Genomic DNA, 20,308 nt, shown 5'->3' on the forward strand with positions numbered 1-20,308 from the left:
GTCTATGCTGTTGAAACTGCTCGTCAGGACGTTTCCGCTGCCGATGACACCGTGGATGTCTCCGCCTGCGCGTGTGGGAACTCGTTCACGGTCCCGCCTCTCCCTGCCACCACGATCCGGTCCGCGATGTAGACCGGCTGTGAACCGGCACCTGTGCCCATGGTGCTGTCCAGGCGGGCCCATCCGTAGGTGGCGTTGTCGATCCGGGCCACGCCGTCCGCCCTTTTCGTGCTCAGCAGGTGCACTACGGTCCGCCATTCGTCCGCGGTCACGAGCTGCTCTGCCTCGTATGCGGCAGCCAGGATCGGATCCTGGTCGAAGCCGTACTTTCGCGGGCTCGTCAGCAGATCGAGTCCGCGATCCAGGAAACGGGCCACCGTTTCGATTCCCTTCCGGGTTCGTAGCCACCGGCCCGCAGACGGAGCGTGCGGGGGCGTTCCCTTGTCTGACGGTCACCCAGGACGCGCGGCCACCTCCCGTCGCCAGGAAGGGTCGGGCCGCGCCGTGGCCGGGCAGCGCACGCACCGCACGCACACGGCCTGGACCGGAAGCGGGGCTTCCTCCCCAACGGCTCCGCCGGGGAGGGCGAGGACGCCGGCGGCGCCTCCCGTCTTGCCTGCCATTTGCTTGCGGCCCTGCAACCGTGCACACTTGCGCGAATTCCGATCGGGCGCAGCGTCGCACCCTCAAGACGAACGTGCCCGGAACCGATGCCCGGGTCATCAGAAAGCCACACGGGAGCACGTGTTGAGTACACCAGGTACCGCCCGTCAGCAGCATCTTCGGAGCCTCAGCGACGGGGAACTCTGTGCCCTGTTGCGCGGGCACATCCCGGAGTCCGACGCGGCGGTCAGCGACGTGATGGATGAGGTGTTCGCCCGTCACCATTCCTCGGTGCTCGCCTACGCCCGTACGTGCTGCCGAGACCTGTCCACCGCCCAGGACCTCGCCGCCGAGGCCTTCGCCCGTACCTACCGCGCCATCGCCTGGGGTGCCGGACCGGAGTACGCCTGGCGGCCGTACCTGCTGACCTGTGTGCGCCGTCTGGCGGCGACATGGGCGCGGGATGCCGCCCGTACACGGCTGTCCGACGACTTCGAGGAATGGGCCGCCCAGCTCTCGGACGGCCAGGACACCGAGGACGCCGTCTTCTCGGCGGAAGAGGGGTCGCTGGTCCTGCGGGCCTACCGGACGCTGCCGGAGCGCTGGCAGGCCGTGCTGTGGCACTCCGTCGTCGAACACGAGCCGGCGGCCGAGACCGCGGCACGCCTCGGGATATCGGCCGGAGGCATCGGCTCACTGGTCGCCCGTGCACGGGAGGGCTTGCGGGAGGCGTACTTGCGCGCTCACCTGGACCAGAGCGCGAGCGACGAGTGCAAGCACTACGGTGGGCAGATCGCCGCCAGGCTGCGCCGACCGGGCAAGCGCCTCACCCGGGACCTGGGCCGCCACCTTCAGGGGTGCGACGACTGCGCACGCGCCGAGCGCGACCTGCGCGATGTCAACGGCCGTCTGGGCGTGCTGCTGCTGGGTGGAATCCTGCTGTGGAACCCCGCCTCCTTCCTGTCGGCCCTGGGTGGGGGCGGCACGCAGCTCGCCTCGGCCACAGTGAACGGGACGCAGCTCGCCGGAGCCAAGGTCGGCCCCGTGAAATGGGCCGCTGCGGCAGCCGTGGCGGGAACGGCGGCCACCGTGGTCGTCCTGCTGCCGGCCGACTCCGGGAGCGACGGGCCCGGGCAGGTCGCAGCTCCTGCCAGAACGTCCGCGGCCCTGGCGGGCCCGCTCCCGGAGACCGCGCCGATCGTGGCCATCGGTCCGGCGGCTTTCGCCACCGCCCCCACCACACCGCTCCCTTCCGCGTCCGCGTCGGCGTCCGCTTCGGCCTCCGCCGTGCCGCCTTCCGCGTCGCCCTCGACGGATCGCACGGGCGACGCCCTGGTCAACGTGGCGTCGGGGCTGTGCGTCGGCCTCGGCGGCGACGGTTCCGCCGGCCCGCCGCAGCTCGAGAAGTGCACCGGAAAGGCCAGCCAGGGATGGCAGCGGCTGCCTGCCCATCAGAACACGTACCAACTCCGCAACGCGGACACCGGCACCTGCCTCGACGGAACCACCGGCGGGGGGAATCTCGTCGCGGTCACCCTTCGCCCCTGCCGGAACGGCGCGGACCGCGCGACGCAACTGTGGCGGTTCGAGCCGGACGCCCGACGCGGCGCGTTCCGCGTCTGGTTCGTGCCGAGGGTCCCGCACACCGACTACTGCGACCATCTGCTGGGCCCGCGGAACTGGCCGAAGGCCGACCCGCCGCGTCCGGGATCGGAGATGGCGCACCTGCCCAACTACTACAACTCGGTGAACCTGCTCTTCGCCCTGAGGTGAGCGCCGGGCAGACACGGGGGGGGCGGCTCGCCCGGGCCTGAAGGCGGTCTCCGGCAACGGTGAGGGCGTTCCAGGCGGAGCGTGACAGCTGGCAGGGCGGCACTGAGGAACACCACTGACCTGCGGCCAGCTCGGTGATACTCGCGACTCGCATCGCGTTCTGCCAGGCGGGCGCAAGCTACCCGCGTCCGACAGACGACACTGGACCCATGAGCGAGCACCGCTTCACCCGCGACGACACCAGCGCCGGCATCGCCCCGGCCGCCGGCCGCCCACCCCACTACCGGCACAAACTCCGATACGAAAGGCCGGCGGTGGCGGCCCGGACCAGTCCCGAGGGGCACACGCTGCGCGCTCTGTCCGACCTCACGGTGGTGACCTGTGCCTGCGGTCTCACCACCCCAGCGCTCCCGGACGACGACGCGCGACTCGCCTACGAGGCGCACCGCAACGAGATCCGTGACGAGATGGCCTGAGCACCGGCACGCATACATGGGAGCGGCCGCGCCCCGGGTTGGACCCGCCTGGTGTGGAGCACCCGTTGCGCCCGTGCATCCGCTCCTGCCGCACCCCAGGGCGACACACACCACTCCGCCCTTATGATCAACGGAACCCCTCCGCCGCGCAGCACAGCACCAGCCGCCGGGCCCGGCTCACACCACCCGCCGGGCCCGGCCGAGCCCCCGGAGACCACCGGCACAGCACGGCACGGCACGACCTGCCGGCCCCGCACGGCACCACTGGCACCACCCCTGGCACGACCCGGCACGGCACGGCACCTACCGGAACACCAGAGAGGAACCCACGTGGAAACTGCACGAACCGCAACCCTGGTCGCCGCGACCATCGCCGCCGGACTCATCAGCGGCCTCTTCTACGCCTTCACCGTCGCCGTGATGCCCGGCCTCGCCCGCAGCAGTGACAGAACCACCGTCGAGACCATGCAGAACATCAACAAGGCCATCCTCAACGGGTGGTTCATACTCGCCTACCTCGGCGCGCCCCTCCTGGTCGCGGCCACCCTGGTCCTCCACGCCGCCGACCCCGACACCCGGGACGCGGTCCTCCCGCTCGCCGCCGCGCTCGTCACCTGCCTCGCCGCCCTGATCATCACCGCCCGCGTCAACATCCCGCTCAACAACGCCCTGGAACAGGCCGGGCCCCCCGAACAGCACACCGGCCCCGCCGTCCACACCACCCGCACCGCCTACGAAACCCCCTGGGTCAAGGCGAACACCTGGCGCACCGTCCTCACCACCCTCACCCTCGCCCTCCTCGCCTACGCCCTCACCCTCCACTGACCCTCACCACCCGCGATACGGTCTGCCCGGGTGAACCGGCCAGGCCCTGCGTCACTGCGCAGCAGGCCCGCCCGGCTCACCCGAGTGCGGCGTGATCGTCGGATCAGATGACGCCCTGGGCCAGCATCGCGTCCGCGACCCGCTCGAAGCCGGCGATGTTCGCGCCGGTGACGTAGTCGCCCGGGGCGCCGTACCGCTCCGCGGTCTCGTGCGCGACGGCGTGGATCGAGCGCATGATGGCGGCGAGCTCGTCCTCCACCCGCTGTGCGCTCCAGGCCACCCGGCCGGCGTTCTGGCTCATCTCGAGGGCGCTGACCGCAACTCCGCCCGCGTTGGCGGCCTTGCCGGGACCGAACGCGACCCCGGCCTCCTGCAGGATCCGTACGGCCTCGGGGGTGGTCGGCATGTTGGCGCCTTCGGAGACCGCCTTGACCCCGCCCGCGACGAGCGTACGGGCGTCCTGGGCATCCAGTTCGTTCTGCGTGGCGGAGGGGAAGGCGACGTCCGCCGGCACCTCCCAGACCCGCCCGCCCGGCACGAACCGCGCCGAGGATCCGCGCCGCGCCGCGTAGTCGCTCACGCGCCCGCGCTCGACCTCCTTGACCTGCTTGAGCAGTGCGAGATCGATGCCCTTGTCGTCGACCACGTAGCCGCGGGAGTCCGAGCAGGTCAGCGGGTTCGCGCCGAGCTGCTGGAGCTTCTCGATCGTGTACAGCGCGACGTTGCCGGAGCCGGAGACGACCGCTGTCAGTCCGTCCAGCGACTCGCCCCGGACCTTCAGCATCTCGGCGGCGAACAGCACACTGCCGTAGCCGGTCGCCTGCGGCCGGATCGCGGAGCCGCCCCAGCCCTGCCCCTTGCCGGTCAGGACGCCGGCCTCCCAGCGGTTGGTGATGCGCCGGTACTGGCCGAAGAGGTAGCCGATCTCACGGCCGCCGACGCCGATGTCCCCGGCGGGCACGTCGGTGTGCTCTCCGATGTGCCGGTGCAGCTCGGTCATGAAGGACTGGCAGAACCGCATGACCTCGGCGTCCGACCGGCCGTGCGGGTCGAAGTCGCTGCCACCCTTGCCGCCGCCGATCCCGAGGCCGGTCAGGGCATTCTTGAAGATCTGCTCGAAGCCGAGGAACTTCACCACACCGATGTCCACCGACGGGTGGAAGCGCAGGCCGCCCTTGTACGGACCGAGCGCACTGTTGAACTCGACGCGGTAGCCGCGGTTGACGTGGACCCGGCCCCGGTCGTCCTGCCACGGGACACGGAAGACGATCTGCCGCTCGGGCTCGGTGAGCCGCTCCACCACGGCCATGGCCGGGTCGGCGTACTCGGGCCGGGCGGTGAAGACGGGGGCCAGGGTCTCCAGGACCTCCCGTACCGCCTGGTGGAACTCGGGCTGTGCGGGATTGCGGCGCTCGATCTCGGCCCGCAGTGCTTCCAGCCTGTCCTTCGAGTCCTTCACGTGTGTCCCTCCAGGGAGTGCGCGGTGCGCAGACGACGGCAGGTCCATGGTGTCCGCGGGTCCGCGGATACCGGTTGATTTCGGGTGCGGCGCGCTCCGAACATTCGCTTTCGGAAAAGTTTTTCCGGAGCGTGCCCCTCTTGCGGAGGCTACCGCGCACGGTGCTGCTCTGGGGAAGGCTTCTGCCCTGCGGACAAAAACGCCTGCGTCGTCGGGCCACGGCTGACGGTCAGACCGCGGTCGCGGAGTCGTCCCCGAGTCGTCGGGCGAATGCCCGGGCGGCGATCGGATCGCCCTCGTGGGACGTGCGCCGTTGCGCCCCACGGGGCCGCCGGAGCGAGACGCCCCGACCGTGCGAGTTATCCCATATCTGACGTTTTGTGGGGCAGGCTGGTTCCCGCCAGGAGCATCAGCACGCGGTCGGCCTCGGCCGGCCTTCGACCGGCAGGAGCAGAGCCAATGGCGGAGAGCCCCGAGGTGTCCGACAGCCCCACGCAGCCACCCCCGCGCGACTGCGTCAACGAGCCGATCGCCGGGATCATGGCCGAGTTCGTCGGCGAGCGGATGGGGGACCGCGTCGCCCAGGGGCAGGATCCCCTCTTGCGCCCGGTCTTCGTCAAGTTCCACGGGGCGGCCCGCGGCGTGCTGACGGTCGCCCCGGATCTGCCGCCCGAGTTCCGTATCGGTTTCCTCCGGGCCGCCGCGGAACAGGGGGGCCTGACCGCCTGGGTGCGCATCTCCAGCGACACCCAGCCGGAGCGGCCGGACCTGCGCAGGACCGTCGGGTGCGGCATCAAGCTGTTCGGCGTGCCGGGGCCGAAGCTGCTCGCGGACGACACCGGGGCCGACACACAGGACCTCGTGCTCCAGAACCACGACGTCTTCTTCGTCGACACGGCCCGGGACATGTGCGAGTTCCAGCTGGACCAGGCGGTCTACCAGCAGCAGCACCCCCTCACCCGGCAGATCCTCACGGACATGCGCAAGCCCGTCGAGAGCACGCTCACCTCGACGTACTGGGGCGTGCTGCCGTACTCCTTCGGGCCGGACCGGCACGTGAAGTACAAGCTCGTCCCGGCCGGCTGCGCGGACGGGGACCCCCTGGCTGCGCCGCCGGACGAGGACCCCTCCTTCCTGCGCGGGGACCTGCGCCACCGTCTGGCCGCAGGCCCGGCCGTCTTCGACCTGCTGCTCCAGTTCCGAACGGACCCGGACCGGATGCCGCTGGACCGGGCCACCGTGCGCTGGGAGGAGGCCGAGAGTGCGCCCGTGAAGGTGGCGCGGCTGACTCTGCATCAGCAGGACACGACCGCACGGGGGCAGGAGCAGTACGGGGACAACCTCGCCTTCAACCCCTGGCACAGCCTCTCCGAGCACCAGCCCGTCGGCAGCATCGCCGAGGCCCGCAAGGTCGTCTACCACGCCTCGGCAGCCCGGCGCCGCGACGCCAACGGCATTCCGGCGGCGGAGCCCGGTCCCGCGCGGCCGGCGGCCGCCGAACCGCACGGACGCGACACCCGGATCGTACGGGCGGCCGTGCACCCGGCGATCGGGGTGGCCCGCGTCGGCGACAGCGCGGAGGAGTTCTTCCTCGCCCCGGAGGTCGACGGGGCTCCCCCGCCGGCCACCGGTACGTACAAGGACGCGACGGGCGCGCTCAAGCGGCAGGCCGTCCGGTTCCGGGTGTACGGCTACAACGCCGCCGGTGAGGCGGTGGCCGAGCTGACGGCGGACAACGCCGACCTGCGGTGGACCGTGGAGGTGGCCAACAAGAAGGCCGCCTGGTACCAGTTCCAGCTGGCCCTGGACATCCCCGAGGCGGAACAGGCCCCCGCGACCACACTGCGCAACGTCTCCACGGTGCCCGCCGGGGAACGCCACCGGCTGGCCATCACCCCCGGGCGCCGCTCGATCCGGGGCCGTGACCGCGCGGGGAAGCCGGAGTACGCGTTCGACTCGGGCAAGTTCCTGGGGCATCCCGTCTATCTGGGCGAGCTGCGTACCGATGGCGCGGGACGCCTGCTCTTCCTCGGGGGGCGCGGGGTGTCCGCCTCGTACCCCACCGCCCAGGCGACACACTTCGCCAACAACGACGGTTGGCACGACGACACCTGCGACGGCCCGGTCACCGCGCAGGTCCGCATCGACGGCAGGAGCGTCCCGGTCGATCCGGCCTGGGTGGTGGTCGCTCCCCCGAATTTCGCACCGGAGCTGAAGTCCGTGCGCACGATGTACGACCTGATGCGCGACACCTTCGTGGCCGCGGGCATGCTGGCGCCTCCGGCGCGGGTCTCGTTCACCCACGACGTGCTGCCGGTGCTGCGCCGGCTGTGCGATCTGCAGTGGGTCAACCGTGGCTTCGCGGCCCTGTTCGGTCACGGTGGCCGCGAGCACTTCCTGACGCCCCAGCGGCTGGCGGAGCTGGCCGGCCACGGCACCCGCCGCGACGAACTGCGCCGGCAGATCTGGACGATGATGCGCGATCCCGACCGCGACGGGCTCTCCCCCGTGCCCTGGCCGCCGATCTACGGCGACTCGATGAGCGTGCGGCCGGTCTCCGCGCGGCAGCACCTGGCGCTCTCCCCGCTGCAGTACGACATGCTGGCCCGCTGGGCCGCCGGGGACTTCGACGCCGACTACGATCCCGAGGCCACGGCTCCCACGGCGCTCGACGGCCTGCCGCTCGCGCAGCGCCCGGCGGCCCTCGACCGGGCCGCCCTGTCGTACTGCCTGGCCGACGCCTTCCACCCGGGCTGTGAGCTCACCTGGCCGATGCGTCACGCCACCTTGTACTCCGCGCCCTTCCGCGTGCGCCACCGCGACCCCGCCCGGCCCGAACCCGGTCACGGCACCACGCTCACCCCGCAGACGGCGCTCGCCGTCGACGGTCCGGTGTACGGCCAGGAACCGGGCGGTCTGACCCGCTGGATGGCCGTGCCCTGGCAGACCGACACCGCCCGCTGCCGCTCCGGCTACTACCTGGGTTTCGGGCCGCGCTACGACCCGTACCTGCCCACCTTCTGGCCGGCGCGGGTGCCCAACCACGTGCTGACGGAGGAGAACTACCGGACCGCCGTCGACCCCGCCGCCGACCCCGAGGACCGTCGCAGCGCCTTCGAGGACAGGGCGGTGTGGGACCGATGGCTGCCCTCCGACCGCATCGCCCAGATGAACGCCATGGTCAAGGACTTCGGCAAGCTCGGCATCGTCGCACGGCGGGAGGGCCCTGCCGCCGATACCGGTGCCGGCTCCGGTGCCGGCTCCGGTGCCGTGGTGAGTCTCCCGGCAGCCATGCTGGTGGAGTCCGAGGTGAGCTTCCATCCCGAAAAGGCTCCGCCCCCGCTGCGGAACCTGGTGTGTCTGCACGTGCCCGAGGCCGCCGATCCCGCGGTGCGGGAGGAAGCGGTGGCCGCCGCCATCGCCGCGGCCGGCCGGCCCGGCGAGGAGGTGCTGGCGGGGTACTTCGAGAAGGTCGCCCGCTTCCCGGAGACCCCGTGACCGCTCGGACCGGCCCGGTTGCCCGCGCCGGGCGCTTCGAGGCCGTCGTGGCCGGCGGCGGCCCGGCCGGGGCCGTCGCCGCTCTGGTCCTGGCCCGGGCCGGCCGACGCGTCCTGCTGGTGGACGGTGGCCCGCCGGGCGCACCCTCCGCCGCCTTCACGATCGGGGAGACCCTGCCGCCCGCGGCCCGGCCGCTCCTCGACGACCTGGGGCTCCGGGCCGCCTTCACCGCCGACGCGCACCTGAGCTGCCCGGGCACCTACGCGTCCTGGGGATCGGCCCGGTTGCACGGCCGCAGCCACCTGCTCGACCCGCACGGCCACGGCTGGCACCTCGACCGCGACCGGTTCGACGCCTTCCTGCGCGAGGCCGCGGTGGCCGCGGGCGCGCAGGTCCGGCGAGCCGTCGTGATCGGCCACCGCCGCGCGGCCGGGGAGCAGCACCTGCTGGTGCGGGAGCGGGGCGGCGCCGTACGGGAGTTGGGCGCGGGCTGGGTCGTGGACGCGACCGGCCGCCGCGCCCTCATCGGCCGCCGTCTGGCACGGCGCCGCCGGCAGGACCGGCTCGTGGCCGCGTACACGCTGCTCGGCGGCCGGGGGGTGGGCGGGCACTGCGGGGACCTGGAGTTGCGTACCCTCGTCGAGGCGGTGCCCGAGGGCTGGTGGTACACCGCCAGGGTCCCCGCCGGGCGGGTGGTCGCCCATCTCACCGACGCCGACCTCGCCGATGCCCGGCTGCGCACGGCGGACGGATTCCGGTACGCGGCGTCGCGTACCCGGCACGTACGGGAGCGCCTGAGCGGCTACGACCCGGCCGACTCCCCCGCGCCGCGCTGGACGGCCGCCCACGGACTGCGGCTGTCCCCGCCGGCCGGCCCCGGATGGGTCGCCGCCGGGGACGCCGCGATCGCCTTCGACCCGCTGTCCTCCCAGGGCATCCTCACGGCGCTGCACACCGGGGCCCACGCCGGCCGGGCCGTCGACCGGTGCCTGGCCGGCGACACGGGCGCCCTCGCGTCCTACGCCTCGTTCCTGGACGGCGTCGCGGACGCCTACCACCACCATCACGCCCGGTCGTACGCCGAGGAGCAGCGGTGGCCGGAGCACCCGTTCTGGCGCCGCCGCAACGGGTGGCCGCACTGACCCGGCGCCGCCGCCTGTTCCGGTGGCAGCCTCGGGGTCCGTCCGCAGGTGGCGTGAGCGACCCGACCCCTCAGCCCGGGCCGGGGTTCCGGCCCACGTCACCGTGCTCTTCCCCTTCCTCGCCGAGAGCCGAACAGATGAGCTCGTCCACTCCGCTCTCACGGACGTGCTGGGCCGCCATCGGGGGGAGGATGCGCCACAGCCGCCTACGGCCGCTCGAAGAGCTGCAACACGCCGCCGAACGAGAAGCACAGTGCGCCGGTCAGCGTCGCCCAGTTGGCGATGTCGACGTTGACCAGGCTTCCGGTGGCGGGGCGGGTGAAGGCCGCCAGCGCCGAGACCATGAAGAGGACCGAACCGAACTGGTTCACCGCCACGACCCACCAGCCGAGACTGCGAGAGCGCACACACGGCCAGTGCCGATGGCAGATCTCGGCGAACGCGAGATGCCCCGAGACGAGGAACAGCACGCACCCGATCACGTCAGGAGTCCAGATCAGCCGATTGACCTCCCGGACGGTGAGGCCCTCCAGGAAGGAGTCCAGCAGATTGACACCGAACACGAGTGTCCCGGCGAACAGGACGAACGTGCTCAGCCAGTCCAGCCGCATCGGCTCGTACCCCCACCACCGCCAGCCGGCCGTGACCAGGAAACCGCCGCCCTCGGCGTGCCGGGGCGCGTTCAGCACCTGCAGAACCGAGACATAGCCCCCGGTGCTGAAGAACAGACCTCCGACGAGGTACACCCACGCGCTGACGAGCGGATCGCCCGAACCGAACTGCGAGACCGCGGCGCCGACGGCGAACAGCGCCCCACCGACGACGAACGCACCGGAAGCGACGCCGTTGAGTCTGCGCAGACGGCGCAGTGCCCCGGGATCGGCGGTCGAGACCCGGCCTGCGGTGTCCCCCGGGCCCCGGACCGACAGCGTGCCGCGCTTGCGCGCCGACCGCGAGTCCCAGACCACGGTCTCCCCCTCGGAGCGCCGCCAGGTACGCCGGGTGATGAAGGGTCCTGCGCCTTCGACGCTCTCCAGAGGCTGTCCCACGAGCCGAGACTAGTGCCGAGGGCCACCCCCGGCCGTCAGCGAAACGGACCCGCCGCCCACCGCGCGCCCGGGCGGGAGGGAGCCGCGTCGCCGTGACACGGGTGGTGGAATCCCGGGTGCCGGATGTGTGGTGAACACGCACAGTGGGTGCTCAGGGCGGTGCGACCGCCCGGAACGGAAGTGCGGCGCATGGCCTCGGGCACAGCTGTGCACCTCGTACGAGTCGGACTCGGGCGGATGGACGGCGGTCCCGTACGTCGTGCCATGGAGCGCCCCGGCGCCGACGCGTGAGGATGCCCGCCATGACCCAGCCCGAGCAGCCCGACCGGTCCGACCGGTCCGACCGGTCCGACCGGTCCCCCGGGTCGAGCCCGGCCGACCACGTCATCGTCCTGTTCGGCGCCACGGGGGACCTGGCCCGGCGCAAACTGCTGCCCGGCCTGTTCCATCTCGCCATGGCGGGTCTGCTGCCGCGGCGCTACCGCATCGTCGGCTCGGCGCCGGCGGCCGAGGCCCTGAGCGACCAGGCTTTCCGCGCCCACGCACGGCAAGCGGTGGAGGAGTTCGGACGCTCGCGCCCCGAGGGTCCCGTATGGCAGGAGTTCGAGTCCGCCCTGTCCTTCGGCTCGGCCGACCCGCAGGCCCCGGAGCCCCTGGTGGGGGCGGTACGCGCGGCCGAGCAGGCCGTCGGCGGCACGCCGCGGCGGCTCTTCCACCTCGCCGTCCCGCCCGTGGCGTTCGCCTCGATGGTCGAACTCCTCGGCGCCACGGGCCTCGCCCAGGATGCCCGTGTCATCATCGAGAAGCCCTTCGGGACCGACCTCGCGTCCGCCCGCGCACTCAACGCGACCATCCACGCCGTGTTCGACGAGTCCCGCGTGTTCCGCATCGACCACTTCCTCGGCAAGGAGGCGGTGGACAACATCCTCGCCCTCCGGTTCGCCAACGGCTTCTTCGAACCACTCTGGAACCGCGAGCACATCAGCCATGTGCAGATCGACGTGCCCGAGAAGATCGACATCCAGGGCCGTGCGCACTTCTTCGAGGGCACCGGAACCTTCCGCGACATGATCGTCACTCATCTCTTCCAGCTGCTCGGATTCGTCGCCATGGAGCCGCCGGTCGTCCTCGACGCCCAGTCGCTCCGGGACGAGCAGGTCAAGGTGTTCCGCAGCATGCGGCCGCTGGATCCCGCGCACGTCGTCCGCGGACAGTACACGGGCTACCGCGCCGAGCCCGGGGTCGATCCGGCCTCGGACACCGAGACCTTCGCCGCCCTGCGCGTCGAGATCGACAACTGGCGCTGGGCCGGTGTCCCGTTCATCCTGCGCTCGGGCAAGGCACTGGCCGAGGGCCGGCACGTCGTCACGCTGGGGCTGCGCGAGCCCGTCCTCGGCATGTTCCCTCTGAACGCGCGTGCGGCCGTCGACGGCCGGGGCAACGAAGTCGTCATCGACTTCGCCGATCCCGGCTCCATCACCGCCCGGTTCCTCGTCAAGGAACCCGGCCCTTTGATGCGGTTGGCGGAGGCCGACATGGTCTTCGGCTACCGGAGCTCCTTCACCGCCGACAACTCCCTTGAAGGCTACGAGCACCTCCTCCTGGAGGCCATGCTCGGCGACCAGTCCTTCTTCACCCGGTCCGACGGCATCGAACGCCTGTGGGAGATCTCCGCCCCGCTGCTGGACGCGCCCCCGCCCGTGGAGCCGTACGCCCCCGGAACCTGGGGGCCCGACAGCATCGACGCGCTCGTCGCCCCGTACCGCTGGCACCTGCCCGACCGGCGGCAGTGACAGGGGCGATCCGGAACGAGGTGATCGCCGATGCGCGGGGTACCGGGCGGGGGAACGGTACTCGTGAAGGCGCGGCCAAGAGTGCCGACACCGGTCTGCGGGACCGCCGGCTGCCCGATCTGGTTGCGGGCCGCCACCGCCTGCGTGGCGGCGACCGGCGGGCGCGCCGTGCGGTACGGGAACACAGCGGGCAGGCTGGCCCGGGAGGCCCTGTTCCATCTGGTCCAGGCGCAGACCCAGCAGCTACGGGAAGCCACCGCGGAGGTGACGCTCCGCGGCATCTGAGGACCGTAGGGCTGGCAGCACCGCCCTGTCGTGGCGCCGGGGGGCGGGGTCCGCGGCGTCGATGACCAGCTCACTGATGCGGCATGCCATGACCGTCAGTCTACGGACAGAACCCGGGAGTCGGCCGCCGGTGGTGCGCTCGGATCCTCGCCCCGCAGCGAGAACATGACGGCGCGGGGCGAGGATCAGGACCCGCTGCTACAGGGAGGCCGGGGCCACGGGGTGGAAGTTGACGCGCTCGCGGACCACGGGGAAGCCGGCCTTGGCGAAGTTCGCGGCCATGGGGAAGTTGCCCCGGTCCGTGGCCCCGGTGACGGCCTCGGCGCCGTGCTCCACCAGGAAGTGCGTGCACTCCGCGAGGAGGTCGTAGGCGTAGCCGCGGCCGCGGTGTTCCGGGAGGACGCCGATGAAGCCGATGGTCGGTCCGGAGGGGTTGTGCGCCGGGATGTGGATGCCGGCCAGGTCGCCCTCGGGCGTACGGGCGGTCTGCCACCACTCCCGCGGAGACGGGCACCAGTGGAAGAAGTCGAGCTCCTCCTGGGCGGCCTGATCGAGGCCGCCCTCCGCTATGGCCTTCAGCGCGTGGGCGTCGAGGGTGGCCGAGTGGATGCGGCGCAGTGCGTCGAAGAAGACGGCGTCGTCGGGTTCGGCGCCGAAGACGAGGCGGCCGGGCCGTTCGGGGAGTCCGCGCTCCGGGGTCCAGCGGTAGAGGAAGCGTTCCACCAGGAGCTCGTAGCCGGCCGCCCGGGCGGCGGCGAAGCGGGTCTCGGTGGCGGCGGCCAGGTCGGGGTGGTCCCGCCAGTCGCCGGGGAGGTTGAGCTCGAGCTCGACCTGCCAGGGTGCGGAGCGCAGGAGTTCGGCTCCGGCCTCCACCTCGCCCTCGGCGACGTCGAACCAGTTGACGTTGACGGGTTCCTTGTCATCGGTGCCGCCCCACCAGGCGCCACGGGCGACGACCGTGCCGTCGCGCAGGGCCACCCGCTTCCACTCGGGGCGGTGCGTGGTGCGCTCGTGGGCGGCACGGGCGTTCAGCGGATCGGGGTGTGCGTCGAACAGGTGGGCGTCGCTCTCGTCGAGCGCGCGGATGACCAGATCGGTCATGGAGTCCTCCGGGACGTGTACTGCGTGAGGCGCTCCCGGTCTCGGATCAGACGAACCACACCGGGGTAACGGGGAGGGAGCGCTGGATACTTGTGATCTGCACGGGGCTCGCCTCCTTCCGTTCGGCTCGCGCGACGTGGTCCGAGCCCGGACGATACTTGGTCATCAACAGGCTCGTCCACGCAATTGCGAGCCGGTCGCGGTGGAGGCTTGGGTAACCTACGCGCACAAGAGCAGCGCCCACGGGCGGCGGGCGGCGCCGCACCGTATGACCGTCATCGCCACGGCCGTCCTCGCCCTGGAGAGGCCATGCCAAAAGGGTTTACTGGGTTGATGCCGAGCTGAGGAGGGGTGAATTGGCCGCTGTGGTGCTCGTTCACGGGCTCTATCACCGACCTGAGCACTTTGCCGGGGTGGCGGAGCGTTTGCGGGCTTCTGGGACCGAGGTCGCCGTTCCCGAGCTGCACCGGGGTTCGTTGCCCGCCGATACCTGCGCGGTCCAGGCTGCCGTCGACGCGCTGCCGGCGCCTGCGGTCGTGCTCGGCCACTCCTACGGCGGTTCGGTGATCACCGGGGTGCGCGGGGCAGGGCACTTGGTGTACCTGGCGGCCTTCGTTCCCGACACCGGTGAGAGCGCGGCCGGTCTAGGTGGGGCGTCCGCGCAGCTCCGGGAGGCGATCCGCCCTGAGCCCGACGGCTCGACCAGTCTGCGCCCCGGCCTGGCCGCCGCCACCCTCTACGGCGACTGCCCAAAGCCTCTCGCCGCCCGGGCGGTCGGCCTGCTGCGTACCCAAGCCCCCGGCTGCGGGCGCGGAGTTCCGGAGCACCACAGCTGGAAGGACACCCCCTCCACCTACGTGGTCTGCGCGCAGGACCGGGCCGTCGACCCGGCCCTGCAGCGGAGGATGGCCTCGCGCTGCACCGACGTGCGCGAGTGGCGGACCGGCCACTCCCCGTTCGTGGGCCGGCCCCGACTCGTCGTCGAACTCCTGCAGGAACTGCTCGCGTCCACGCTCCGGCGCGGGTGAGCGTGTGAGATCCGGGGTGCCGGTGCCGGCGTCCGCAGGGCGGCGTGCGCGGGCCTGGGCGGTCGCCTCCGGAATCCGTTGGCCTGTGCGGTGTTGACCTGCGACTATCTGCGGATGCCTATCCTTGCCGACGATCTCGGCCACCTTTCCTACACCGTCACGGGCGAAGGTTCGCCCGTGGTGCTCGTGCACGCCGGCGTCGCCGACCACACCATGTGGGACGCGGTCGCGCCCGCCCTCGCGGAGCGGAACACCGTCATCCGGTACGACCTGCGGGGCTTCGGCGAGTCCGCGCCCCCGACCGGGCCGTTCAGTGAGACCGATGACCTGTGCCGGCTCCTGGACCACCTCGGTCACGAGAGCGTCCGCCTCATCGGCGCGTCCTGGGGCGGGCGGGTGGCCGTGAACTTCGCTCTCGCCCACCCCGGCCGGGTCCGGTCGCTGACGCTGCTCGCCCCGCCGTGGCCCGGCTACGGCTGGTCGGCGGACATGGTGGCCTATGACGAGGCCGAGACGGCGGCCCTGGAGGCGGGTGACCTGGATGCCGCGGTCCGCGTGAACCTGGACATGTGGCTGCGCGGGCCCGGCCGCGGCTGGGAGGACGTCGCTCCGGGGCTGGCCGAACGGCTCCGTACCCCGATGCGGACGTCGCTGGTGAACCAGGACGCGGTCGGGGAGCACTCCGTGGGTGGCGCGGCGGGTGACATCGCGACGATCGCCGTTCCCACCCTGGTCGGGATCGGCCTGCTGGACGGCGCCGACTTCCAGGACATCGCCCGCCGGTACGCCGCCGAGATTCCCGGCGCCGCCCTGGTCGAGTTCCCGGCCGCGGCCCACCTGATCGCACTCGACGCGCCCACCGAACTCGTCGCGGCGCTCCGGCCGTTCCTCACCCGCTGACGCGGGGACGCGGGAACGCGGGGACGCGGACGGGCCGAAACCCAAGTGCCGCCGCGTCCCGGGACGGTGCAGCCACATGTCCAGGTTCACGCGGACCGCGTCCACCGCTCGGCGATCGGGGGCGCGGACCGGCTCGACGGTTTCGTCGTCGGTACGGGCGCGGCGTGGACCCTGATCGCCCTGTGCAGTGACGTCCAGCTCGACGGCCGGGCGGCAGTGCGTACCGCGGACGTCACCAAGGTCCGGTGGCGGGGCGGTACGGACTGCCTGACCGTCCGGGCGCTGCGGCGGCGCGGGCGCCGGCCGGCCCGGGCGCCCGAGCCGGGGATTGCCCTGGACGATTCGGCGGACCTGACGGAGGGCGCCTCCCGGGCTTCGGGTCGGTGTCCCTGCACGTCGGGCGGGACGCGCCGGATGCCTGCTGGATCGGCGAGGTGGCCGCGGTACGGCCGAAGTCGCTGCGGCTGCGGGAGGTCGACACCGAGGCGCGGTGGCGCCCGGAGCTGTCGAAGTTCCGGTTCGAGGACGTCACGCGGGTGGGCTTCGGCGGGCGCTACGAGCGGACCCTGCTGGAGTTCGCCGGGCCGCAGCGCTGACCGAGGCTCCTCAAGGCGCGCTCAGGCTGCACCGGCCGGTGGTGCGGGTGCTGTGATCCGGCGGACGGATTCCACCACCGCCGCGCGGTGCTCGGCGAGCCGCTCGGCGGCCCAGCCGGTGTCCGTCGCGCCCGCCGCCGGGCCGCCCACCGCGGCGAACCAGGCCTGCGACAGGCCCATGACCAGCGTCAGCACATCCGCCGCGGGCACTGCGGGATCGATCCGGCCCGCCTCCTGGGCCCGCCCGACCGCCGCGATCTTGGCGTCGTAGGACGCGGACTCCTCGTCCGTGGACCCCGGGCGCTCCAGCTGCTTCCACAGGACGAGGCGCATCAGCGCCGGCCGCTCGACGAGGTGGTCGAAGACCGCCCCCGCATAGCCGGGCAGGTCGTCGACGTCGAAGGGGACGGACTCCGATCCCGTCGCGAGGGCCCGCTGGAGCACGGCGTCGAAGAGCTGCTCCTTGTTGCCGTAGTAGACGTAGATGAGCCGCTTGTTCGCCTGCGCCGCCTCGGCGATGCGGTCGACGCGCGCACCCGCGATGCCGTAGGTCGCGAACTCGGTGAAGGCCGCGTCGAGCAGGCGCGCCTTCGTCGCGTGGGAATCCCGTGCCATGGACCGCAGCCTAGCAAGTAACTATCCAGTTATTGACAAACGAGGCCGACGCGTCGCAGACTCGAACTATCCAGTTAGTTACTTTCTTGTGAGGAGCACACCATGGAGATCCGCGCACTGGGCGGCCAGGGACTGAAGGTCGGCGCCGAGGGCCTTGGTCTGATGGGGATGAGCGCCCACTACGGCGCCACCGACGAGACCGAGTCCCTCGCCACCATCGACCGCGCCCTGGAGCTGGGCGTCACCCTCCTCGACACCGCCGAGGGCTACGGCCCCTTCCGCAACGAGCAGCTCCTCGGCAAGGCCCTGGCCGGCCGCCGCGAGGCGGCCGTCGTCGCCACCAAGACCGGGGTCGAGTTCACCGACGACGGCTCCTTCGTCGGACACAACGCGACCCCCGAGTACATCCGCCGCTCGGCCGACCGCTCCCTGCGTCACCTGGGCACCGACCACATCGACCTCTACTACCTCCACCGCGTCGACCCGAACGTACCGATCGAGGAGAGCGTCGGCGCCCTGGCCGAGCTGGTCGAGGCCGGCAAGGTCCGCCACATCGGACTGTGCGAGGTCTCCCCCGCCACGATCGCCCGCGCCCACGCCGTGCACCCGCTGGCCGCCGTACAGACCGAGTACAGCCTCTTCGAGCGCGGCATCGAGCACGACGGCGTGCTCGATGCCCTCCGCGAACTCGGCATCGGGCTCGTCGCCTACTCCCCGCTCGGACGCGGATTCCTCTCCGGTGCCCTCACCAGCCCGGACGACTTCGCCGCCGACGACTTCCGCCGCACCGACCCCCGGTTCCAGGGCGAGAACTTCCACCGCAACCTCGCCGTCGTGGACCAGGTGCGCCGGATCGCCGCCGAGAAGGGCGTCACCCCCTCGCAGCTCGCCCTGGCCTGGACCCTCCACCAGGGCGCCGTCCCCATCCCGGGCACCAAGCGCCGCAGCTACCTGGAGGAGAACATCGCCGCCACCGCCGTGACGATCACCCCCGCTGAGCTGGCCGCCATCGACGCCGTGGCGCCGCACGGCGTGGCTTCCGGCGACCGCTACGCACCCGAACTGATGGCCTCCCTGAACGGCTGATCTTGTTACGGTGCGGAAACCGGGCCCGGGGGGCGGCACCGGCGCCCGAGCCGGTGCCCCGGAAGCCGTACGAGCCCGCGCGATCCACCTGGGTGCCCGGGTGAAGCCGCCCGGCGACACCGGCCCGCTCGGGGAGACCCGCGTCAGAGGTGGACGGTCGTCCTGGCCCGCATCCTGCGGAGCATGCTGCCGACCGACGCGCAGCTGCGCCAGGACTGGAAGCTCTGGCAGGAATTGTGGGTGCGGGCGCAGCGCGACACGGCGGCCCGGCACTTGGCCGTCGACCTGTGCGACCAGCTCCACGCGTGGGTCGGCGGGGCCGTGGAACGGGGTGTCCGCTCGGGGGAGTTCGCCGACTGCGACGTCGCCGCGCTCGGCACCCTGGTGCTGGCCCTGTGCGACGGCCTCGGGATCCGGCTGATGCTCGACGATCCCCGGGTGGACCTCGCGGCGGCCCGGTCGACGATCTGGCGGGCCATCGCCCCCACGCTGGGCATCGCCCCGGAGTTCCCGGACGTGTGACCGGGCCGGCCGGTCCGGGTCAGCCCGGGCCGTGCACGGTCTGGACCTGGCCGGTCCGGGCGACGGTGAGGGCGACGCGTTCCGTCCTGTTCCCCAGGGCCAGCACGACCCACACGACGCCCCAGAGCAGGCAGGTGAAGAGGGTCAGGATCGCGTGCAGGAGGTGGTTGACGTTCCCGCCGCGCACCAGCACCGCCTGGGTCGGGGAACGCGACTCGACGCGCCATCCGAGGGCGACGTACTGGTTGACGGTCCAGTCGAGGATCGCGGTGCGCCGCGCGTCGTCGAGGGGCTCGCCCGGGGGCGCGTAGAACAGTTCCGGGGGCGGGTTCGGAAGCGGCCCCCAGCCCTTCGGTTCGTCGGACCTGGCCATAGGTGCTGCCTCCCCACGCTTCGGGGCCGCCGGCGGGCGGCGCCGGGGCCGGGACGGTTTCGGTACGGTCGGGTCCCGCGTATCCCCAGAGTGCGCCGGACGGCCGGGGCCGGCATTCCGAGCCCGCCTGACCAGGCCGTCCATCGCATGTACGTTCGAGTTCGAGCCTGGTCTTCCGGGCATTGTCAGTGGCTCGTCCTACAGTCGGAGCATTCCCATTCAAGGGTTGAGGCGGGCTGCCTCGCTGCACGATCCCGCCCCACCGGACCCCCTCGGGGGACAGCGCCCGGTGGGGTGGAGCGCGGACCTGCCGGGGGCTCGGGGGTGGCCTGTCCGGGGTTCTCAGTCCCAGAACTCGCCGTCGTGCGGCAGGGCGGCGAAGTGCTCCGGGTCGTGGGAGAGGAAGACCGGGATGCCGGACCGGGACAGGACACGCAGGCGCCCGTAGGTCAGCATCTTCTCCTCGGTGTTCCAGTCGCTGAGCATGGGCACGTTGTGCTCCAGCCCCTGCTGGAGGTGCGCCGCGTCGCCCATGAGCGCGATCCGCCCGTGGTGGTCGAGGTCGAGGATGAGTCCCTGGTGGCCGGGGGTGTGGCCGGCGGTGCGCACGAGGGTGAGCGTGCCGTCCCGGAACAGGTCGGTGTCACCGCTCAGTTCGAGGAAGTCGTAGTTCCGGCCGCCCGCGTAGTCCTCGAAGGCGTAGCCCCGGGCCGTCCAGCGGTCCGGCCACCAGGCGTGGCGCAGTTCGTCGTGCTGGGCCACGTGTACGGCGTGCGGGAAGTAGGTCATCCCTCCGGCGTGGTCGAGGTGCAGGTGTGAGTAGAGGACGTACCGGACGTCGGCGAGCCGGTAGCCGAGGCGCTCCAGCTGGGCGTCGACGGCGTGTGCCCGGGTGAACCCCTCGGCGCCGTACGCCGCCCGCAGGCCCGGACCCCAGTGGGCCTCGGCCGCCTCCGGGTCCGCGACGCGGTGGTTGACGCCCGTGTCGAAGAGGATCGGTCCGTGGGTGGCGTGCTCGATGACGGCGACCGTCGAGGGCACGGTGACGGTGCCGCTCGCCCCGTACAGGAGGTCGCTCTTCGGCAGGGTGAAGGGTCCCGCGTCCAGTGTGGTCACGCGCAGTCTCGGGGTCACCTCGGGGACCTCCCTCCCCACGTGCCGGCGGGCGGATTCCTCCCGTCCAG

The 20,308-nt window shown here is 72.3% G+C and carries 19 protein-coding genes; 12 read left to right on the forward strand and 7 right to left on the reverse strand.

Going from position 1 to position 20,308, the window contains the following annotated elements:
* Nucleotides 1–23: 23 nt before the first annotated feature.
* Nucleotides 24–377, reverse strand: a complete 354-nt coding sequence (locus ACZ573_RS29820) for a hypothetical protein (RefSeq protein ID WP_471309931.1) — start codon at nt 375–377, stop codon at nt 24–26.
* A 439-nt stretch (nt 378–816) separates the two neighbouring features.
* Between ACZ573_RS29820 and ACZ573_RS29825 the strand changes: the two genes are divergently transcribed.
* From ACZ573_RS29825 to ACZ573_RS29835, 3 genes are all read left to right on the forward strand, one after another.
* Nucleotides 817–2,376, forward strand: coding sequence for a sigma-70 family RNA polymerase sigma factor (locus ACZ573_RS29825; RefSeq protein ID WP_471309933.1), 1,560 nt, complete (start codon nt 817–819; stop codon nt 2,374–2,376).
* A gap of 209 nt (nt 2,377–2,585) precedes the next feature.
* Nucleotides 2,586–2,852, forward strand: a complete 267-nt coding sequence (locus ACZ573_RS29830; protein WP_471309937.1) for a hypothetical protein — start codon at nt 2,586–2,588, stop codon at nt 2,850–2,852.
* A gap of 330 nt (nt 2,853–3,182) precedes the next feature.
* Nucleotides 3,183–3,677 (forward strand): anthrone oxygenase family protein, encoded by a 495-nt coding sequence (locus ACZ573_RS29835; protein ID WP_471309940.1) that lies wholly within the window; start codon nt 3,183–3,185, stop codon nt 3,675–3,677.
* A gap of 103 nt (nt 3,678–3,780) precedes the next feature.
* Here the strand turns inward: ACZ573_RS29835 and gdhA are convergent, their stop codons facing one another.
* Nucleotides 3,781–5,136: an NADP-specific glutamate dehydrogenase gene (gene gdhA, locus ACZ573_RS29840; RefSeq protein ID WP_471309943.1), complete on the reverse strand. Its 1,356-nt coding sequence runs from the start codon at nt 5,134–5,136 to the stop codon at nt 3,781–3,783.
* 459 nt (nt 5,137–5,595) lie between these two features.
* Between gdhA and ACZ573_RS29845 the strand changes: the two genes are divergently transcribed.
* Entirely contained in the window at nt 5,596–8,634 is a 3,039-nt protein-coding gene (locus ACZ573_RS29845; protein ID WP_471309946.1) for a LodA/GoxA family CTQ-dependent oxidase, read from the forward strand.
* Nucleotides 8,631–9,776: a tryptophan 7-halogenase gene (locus tag ACZ573_RS29850; protein WP_471309949.1), complete on the forward strand. Its 1,146-nt coding sequence runs from the start codon at nt 8,631–8,633 to the stop codon at nt 9,774–9,776. Before ACZ573_RS29845 ends, ACZ573_RS29850 begins: the two co-directional genes overlap by 4 nt.
* A gap of 206 nt (nt 9,777–9,982) precedes the next feature.
* Here the strand turns inward: ACZ573_RS29850 and ACZ573_RS29855 are convergent, their stop codons facing one another.
* A complete protein-coding gene (locus tag ACZ573_RS29855) occupies nt 9,983–10,825 on the reverse strand; it encodes a hypothetical protein (RefSeq protein WP_471309952.1) in 843 nt (280 codons plus the stop codon).
* 302 nt (nt 10,826–11,127) lie between these two features.
* Here ACZ573_RS29855 and zwf point away from each other — a divergent pair, with 302 nt between their 5' ends.
* Both zwf and ACZ573_RS29865 read left to right on the forward strand, forming a co-directional pair.
* Nucleotides 11,128–12,618: a glucose-6-phosphate dehydrogenase gene (gene zwf, locus ACZ573_RS29860; protein ID WP_471309955.1), complete on the forward strand. Its 1,491-nt coding sequence runs from the start codon at nt 11,128–11,130 to the stop codon at nt 12,616–12,618.
* Nucleotides 12,619–12,699: 81 nt separating this feature from the next.
* Nucleotides 12,700–12,903 (forward strand): hypothetical protein, encoded by a 204-nt coding sequence (locus ACZ573_RS29865; protein ID WP_471309958.1) that lies wholly within the window; start codon nt 12,700–12,702, stop codon nt 12,901–12,903.
* A gap of 198 nt (nt 12,904–13,101) precedes the next feature.
* On the opposite strand, the gene ACZ573_RS29870 is transcribed toward ACZ573_RS29865, so the two are convergent.
* A complete protein-coding gene (locus tag ACZ573_RS29870) occupies nt 13,102–14,004 on the reverse strand; it encodes a GNAT family N-acetyltransferase (RefSeq protein WP_471309960.1) in 903 nt (300 codons plus the stop codon).
* A gap of 356 nt (nt 14,005–14,360) precedes the next feature.
* Between ACZ573_RS29870 and ACZ573_RS29875 the strand changes: the two genes are divergently transcribed.
* The 3 genes from ACZ573_RS29875 (at nt 14,361) to ACZ573_RS29885 (ending at nt 16,528) form a co-directional block, all read left to right on the forward strand.
* Nucleotides 14,361–15,032 (forward strand): alpha/beta hydrolase, encoded by a 672-nt coding sequence (locus ACZ573_RS29875; RefSeq protein WP_471309963.1) that lies wholly within the window; start codon nt 14,361–14,363, stop codon nt 15,030–15,032.
* 114 nt (nt 15,033–15,146) lie between these two features.
* Entirely contained in the window at nt 15,147–15,932 is a 786-nt protein-coding gene (locus ACZ573_RS29880) for an alpha/beta fold hydrolase (RefSeq protein ID WP_471309965.1), read from the forward strand.
* Nucleotides 15,933–16,315: 383 nt separating this feature from the next.
* A complete protein-coding gene (locus ACZ573_RS29885; RefSeq protein WP_471309968.1) occupies nt 16,316–16,528 on the forward strand; it encodes a hypothetical protein in 213 nt (70 codons plus the stop codon).
* Nucleotides 16,529–16,549: 21 nt separating this feature from the next.
* Here ACZ573_RS29885 and ACZ573_RS29890 read toward each other — a convergent pair whose 3' ends face one another.
* A complete protein-coding gene (locus tag ACZ573_RS29890; RefSeq protein ID WP_471309971.1) occupies nt 16,550–17,143 on the reverse strand; it encodes a TetR/AcrR family transcriptional regulator in 594 nt (197 codons plus the stop codon).
* 102 nt (nt 17,144–17,245) lie between these two features.
* On the opposite strand from ACZ573_RS29890, the gene ACZ573_RS29895 reads away from it, so the two are divergent.
* Nucleotides 17,246–18,229 (forward strand): aldo/keto reductase, encoded by a 984-nt coding sequence (locus ACZ573_RS29895; RefSeq protein WP_471309974.1) that lies wholly within the window; start codon nt 17,246–17,248, stop codon nt 18,227–18,229.
* A 174-nt stretch (nt 18,230–18,403) separates the two neighbouring features.
* On the forward strand, nt 18,404–18,751 hold the full coding sequence (locus tag ACZ573_RS29900) for a TetR family transcriptional regulator C-terminal domain-containing protein (RefSeq protein WP_471310136.1): 348 nt from the start codon (nt 18,404–18,406) through the stop codon (nt 18,749–18,751).
* Nucleotides 18,752–18,770: 19 nt separating this feature from the next.
* On the opposite strand, the gene ACZ573_RS29905 is transcribed toward ACZ573_RS29900, so the two are convergent.
* Nucleotides 18,771–19,124, reverse strand: coding sequence for a hypothetical protein (locus ACZ573_RS29905; protein WP_471309977.1), 354 nt, complete (start codon nt 19,122–19,124; stop codon nt 18,771–18,773).
* A 342-nt stretch (nt 19,125–19,466) separates the two neighbouring features.
* Nucleotides 19,467–20,258: an N-acyl homoserine lactonase family protein gene (locus ACZ573_RS29910; protein WP_471309983.1), complete on the reverse strand. Its 792-nt coding sequence runs from the start codon at nt 20,256–20,258 to the stop codon at nt 19,467–19,469.
* Nucleotides 20,259–20,308 lie beyond the last annotated feature (50 nt).

The sequence above is a fragment of the Streptomyces sp. NPDC040545 genome (assembly GCF_055595065.1).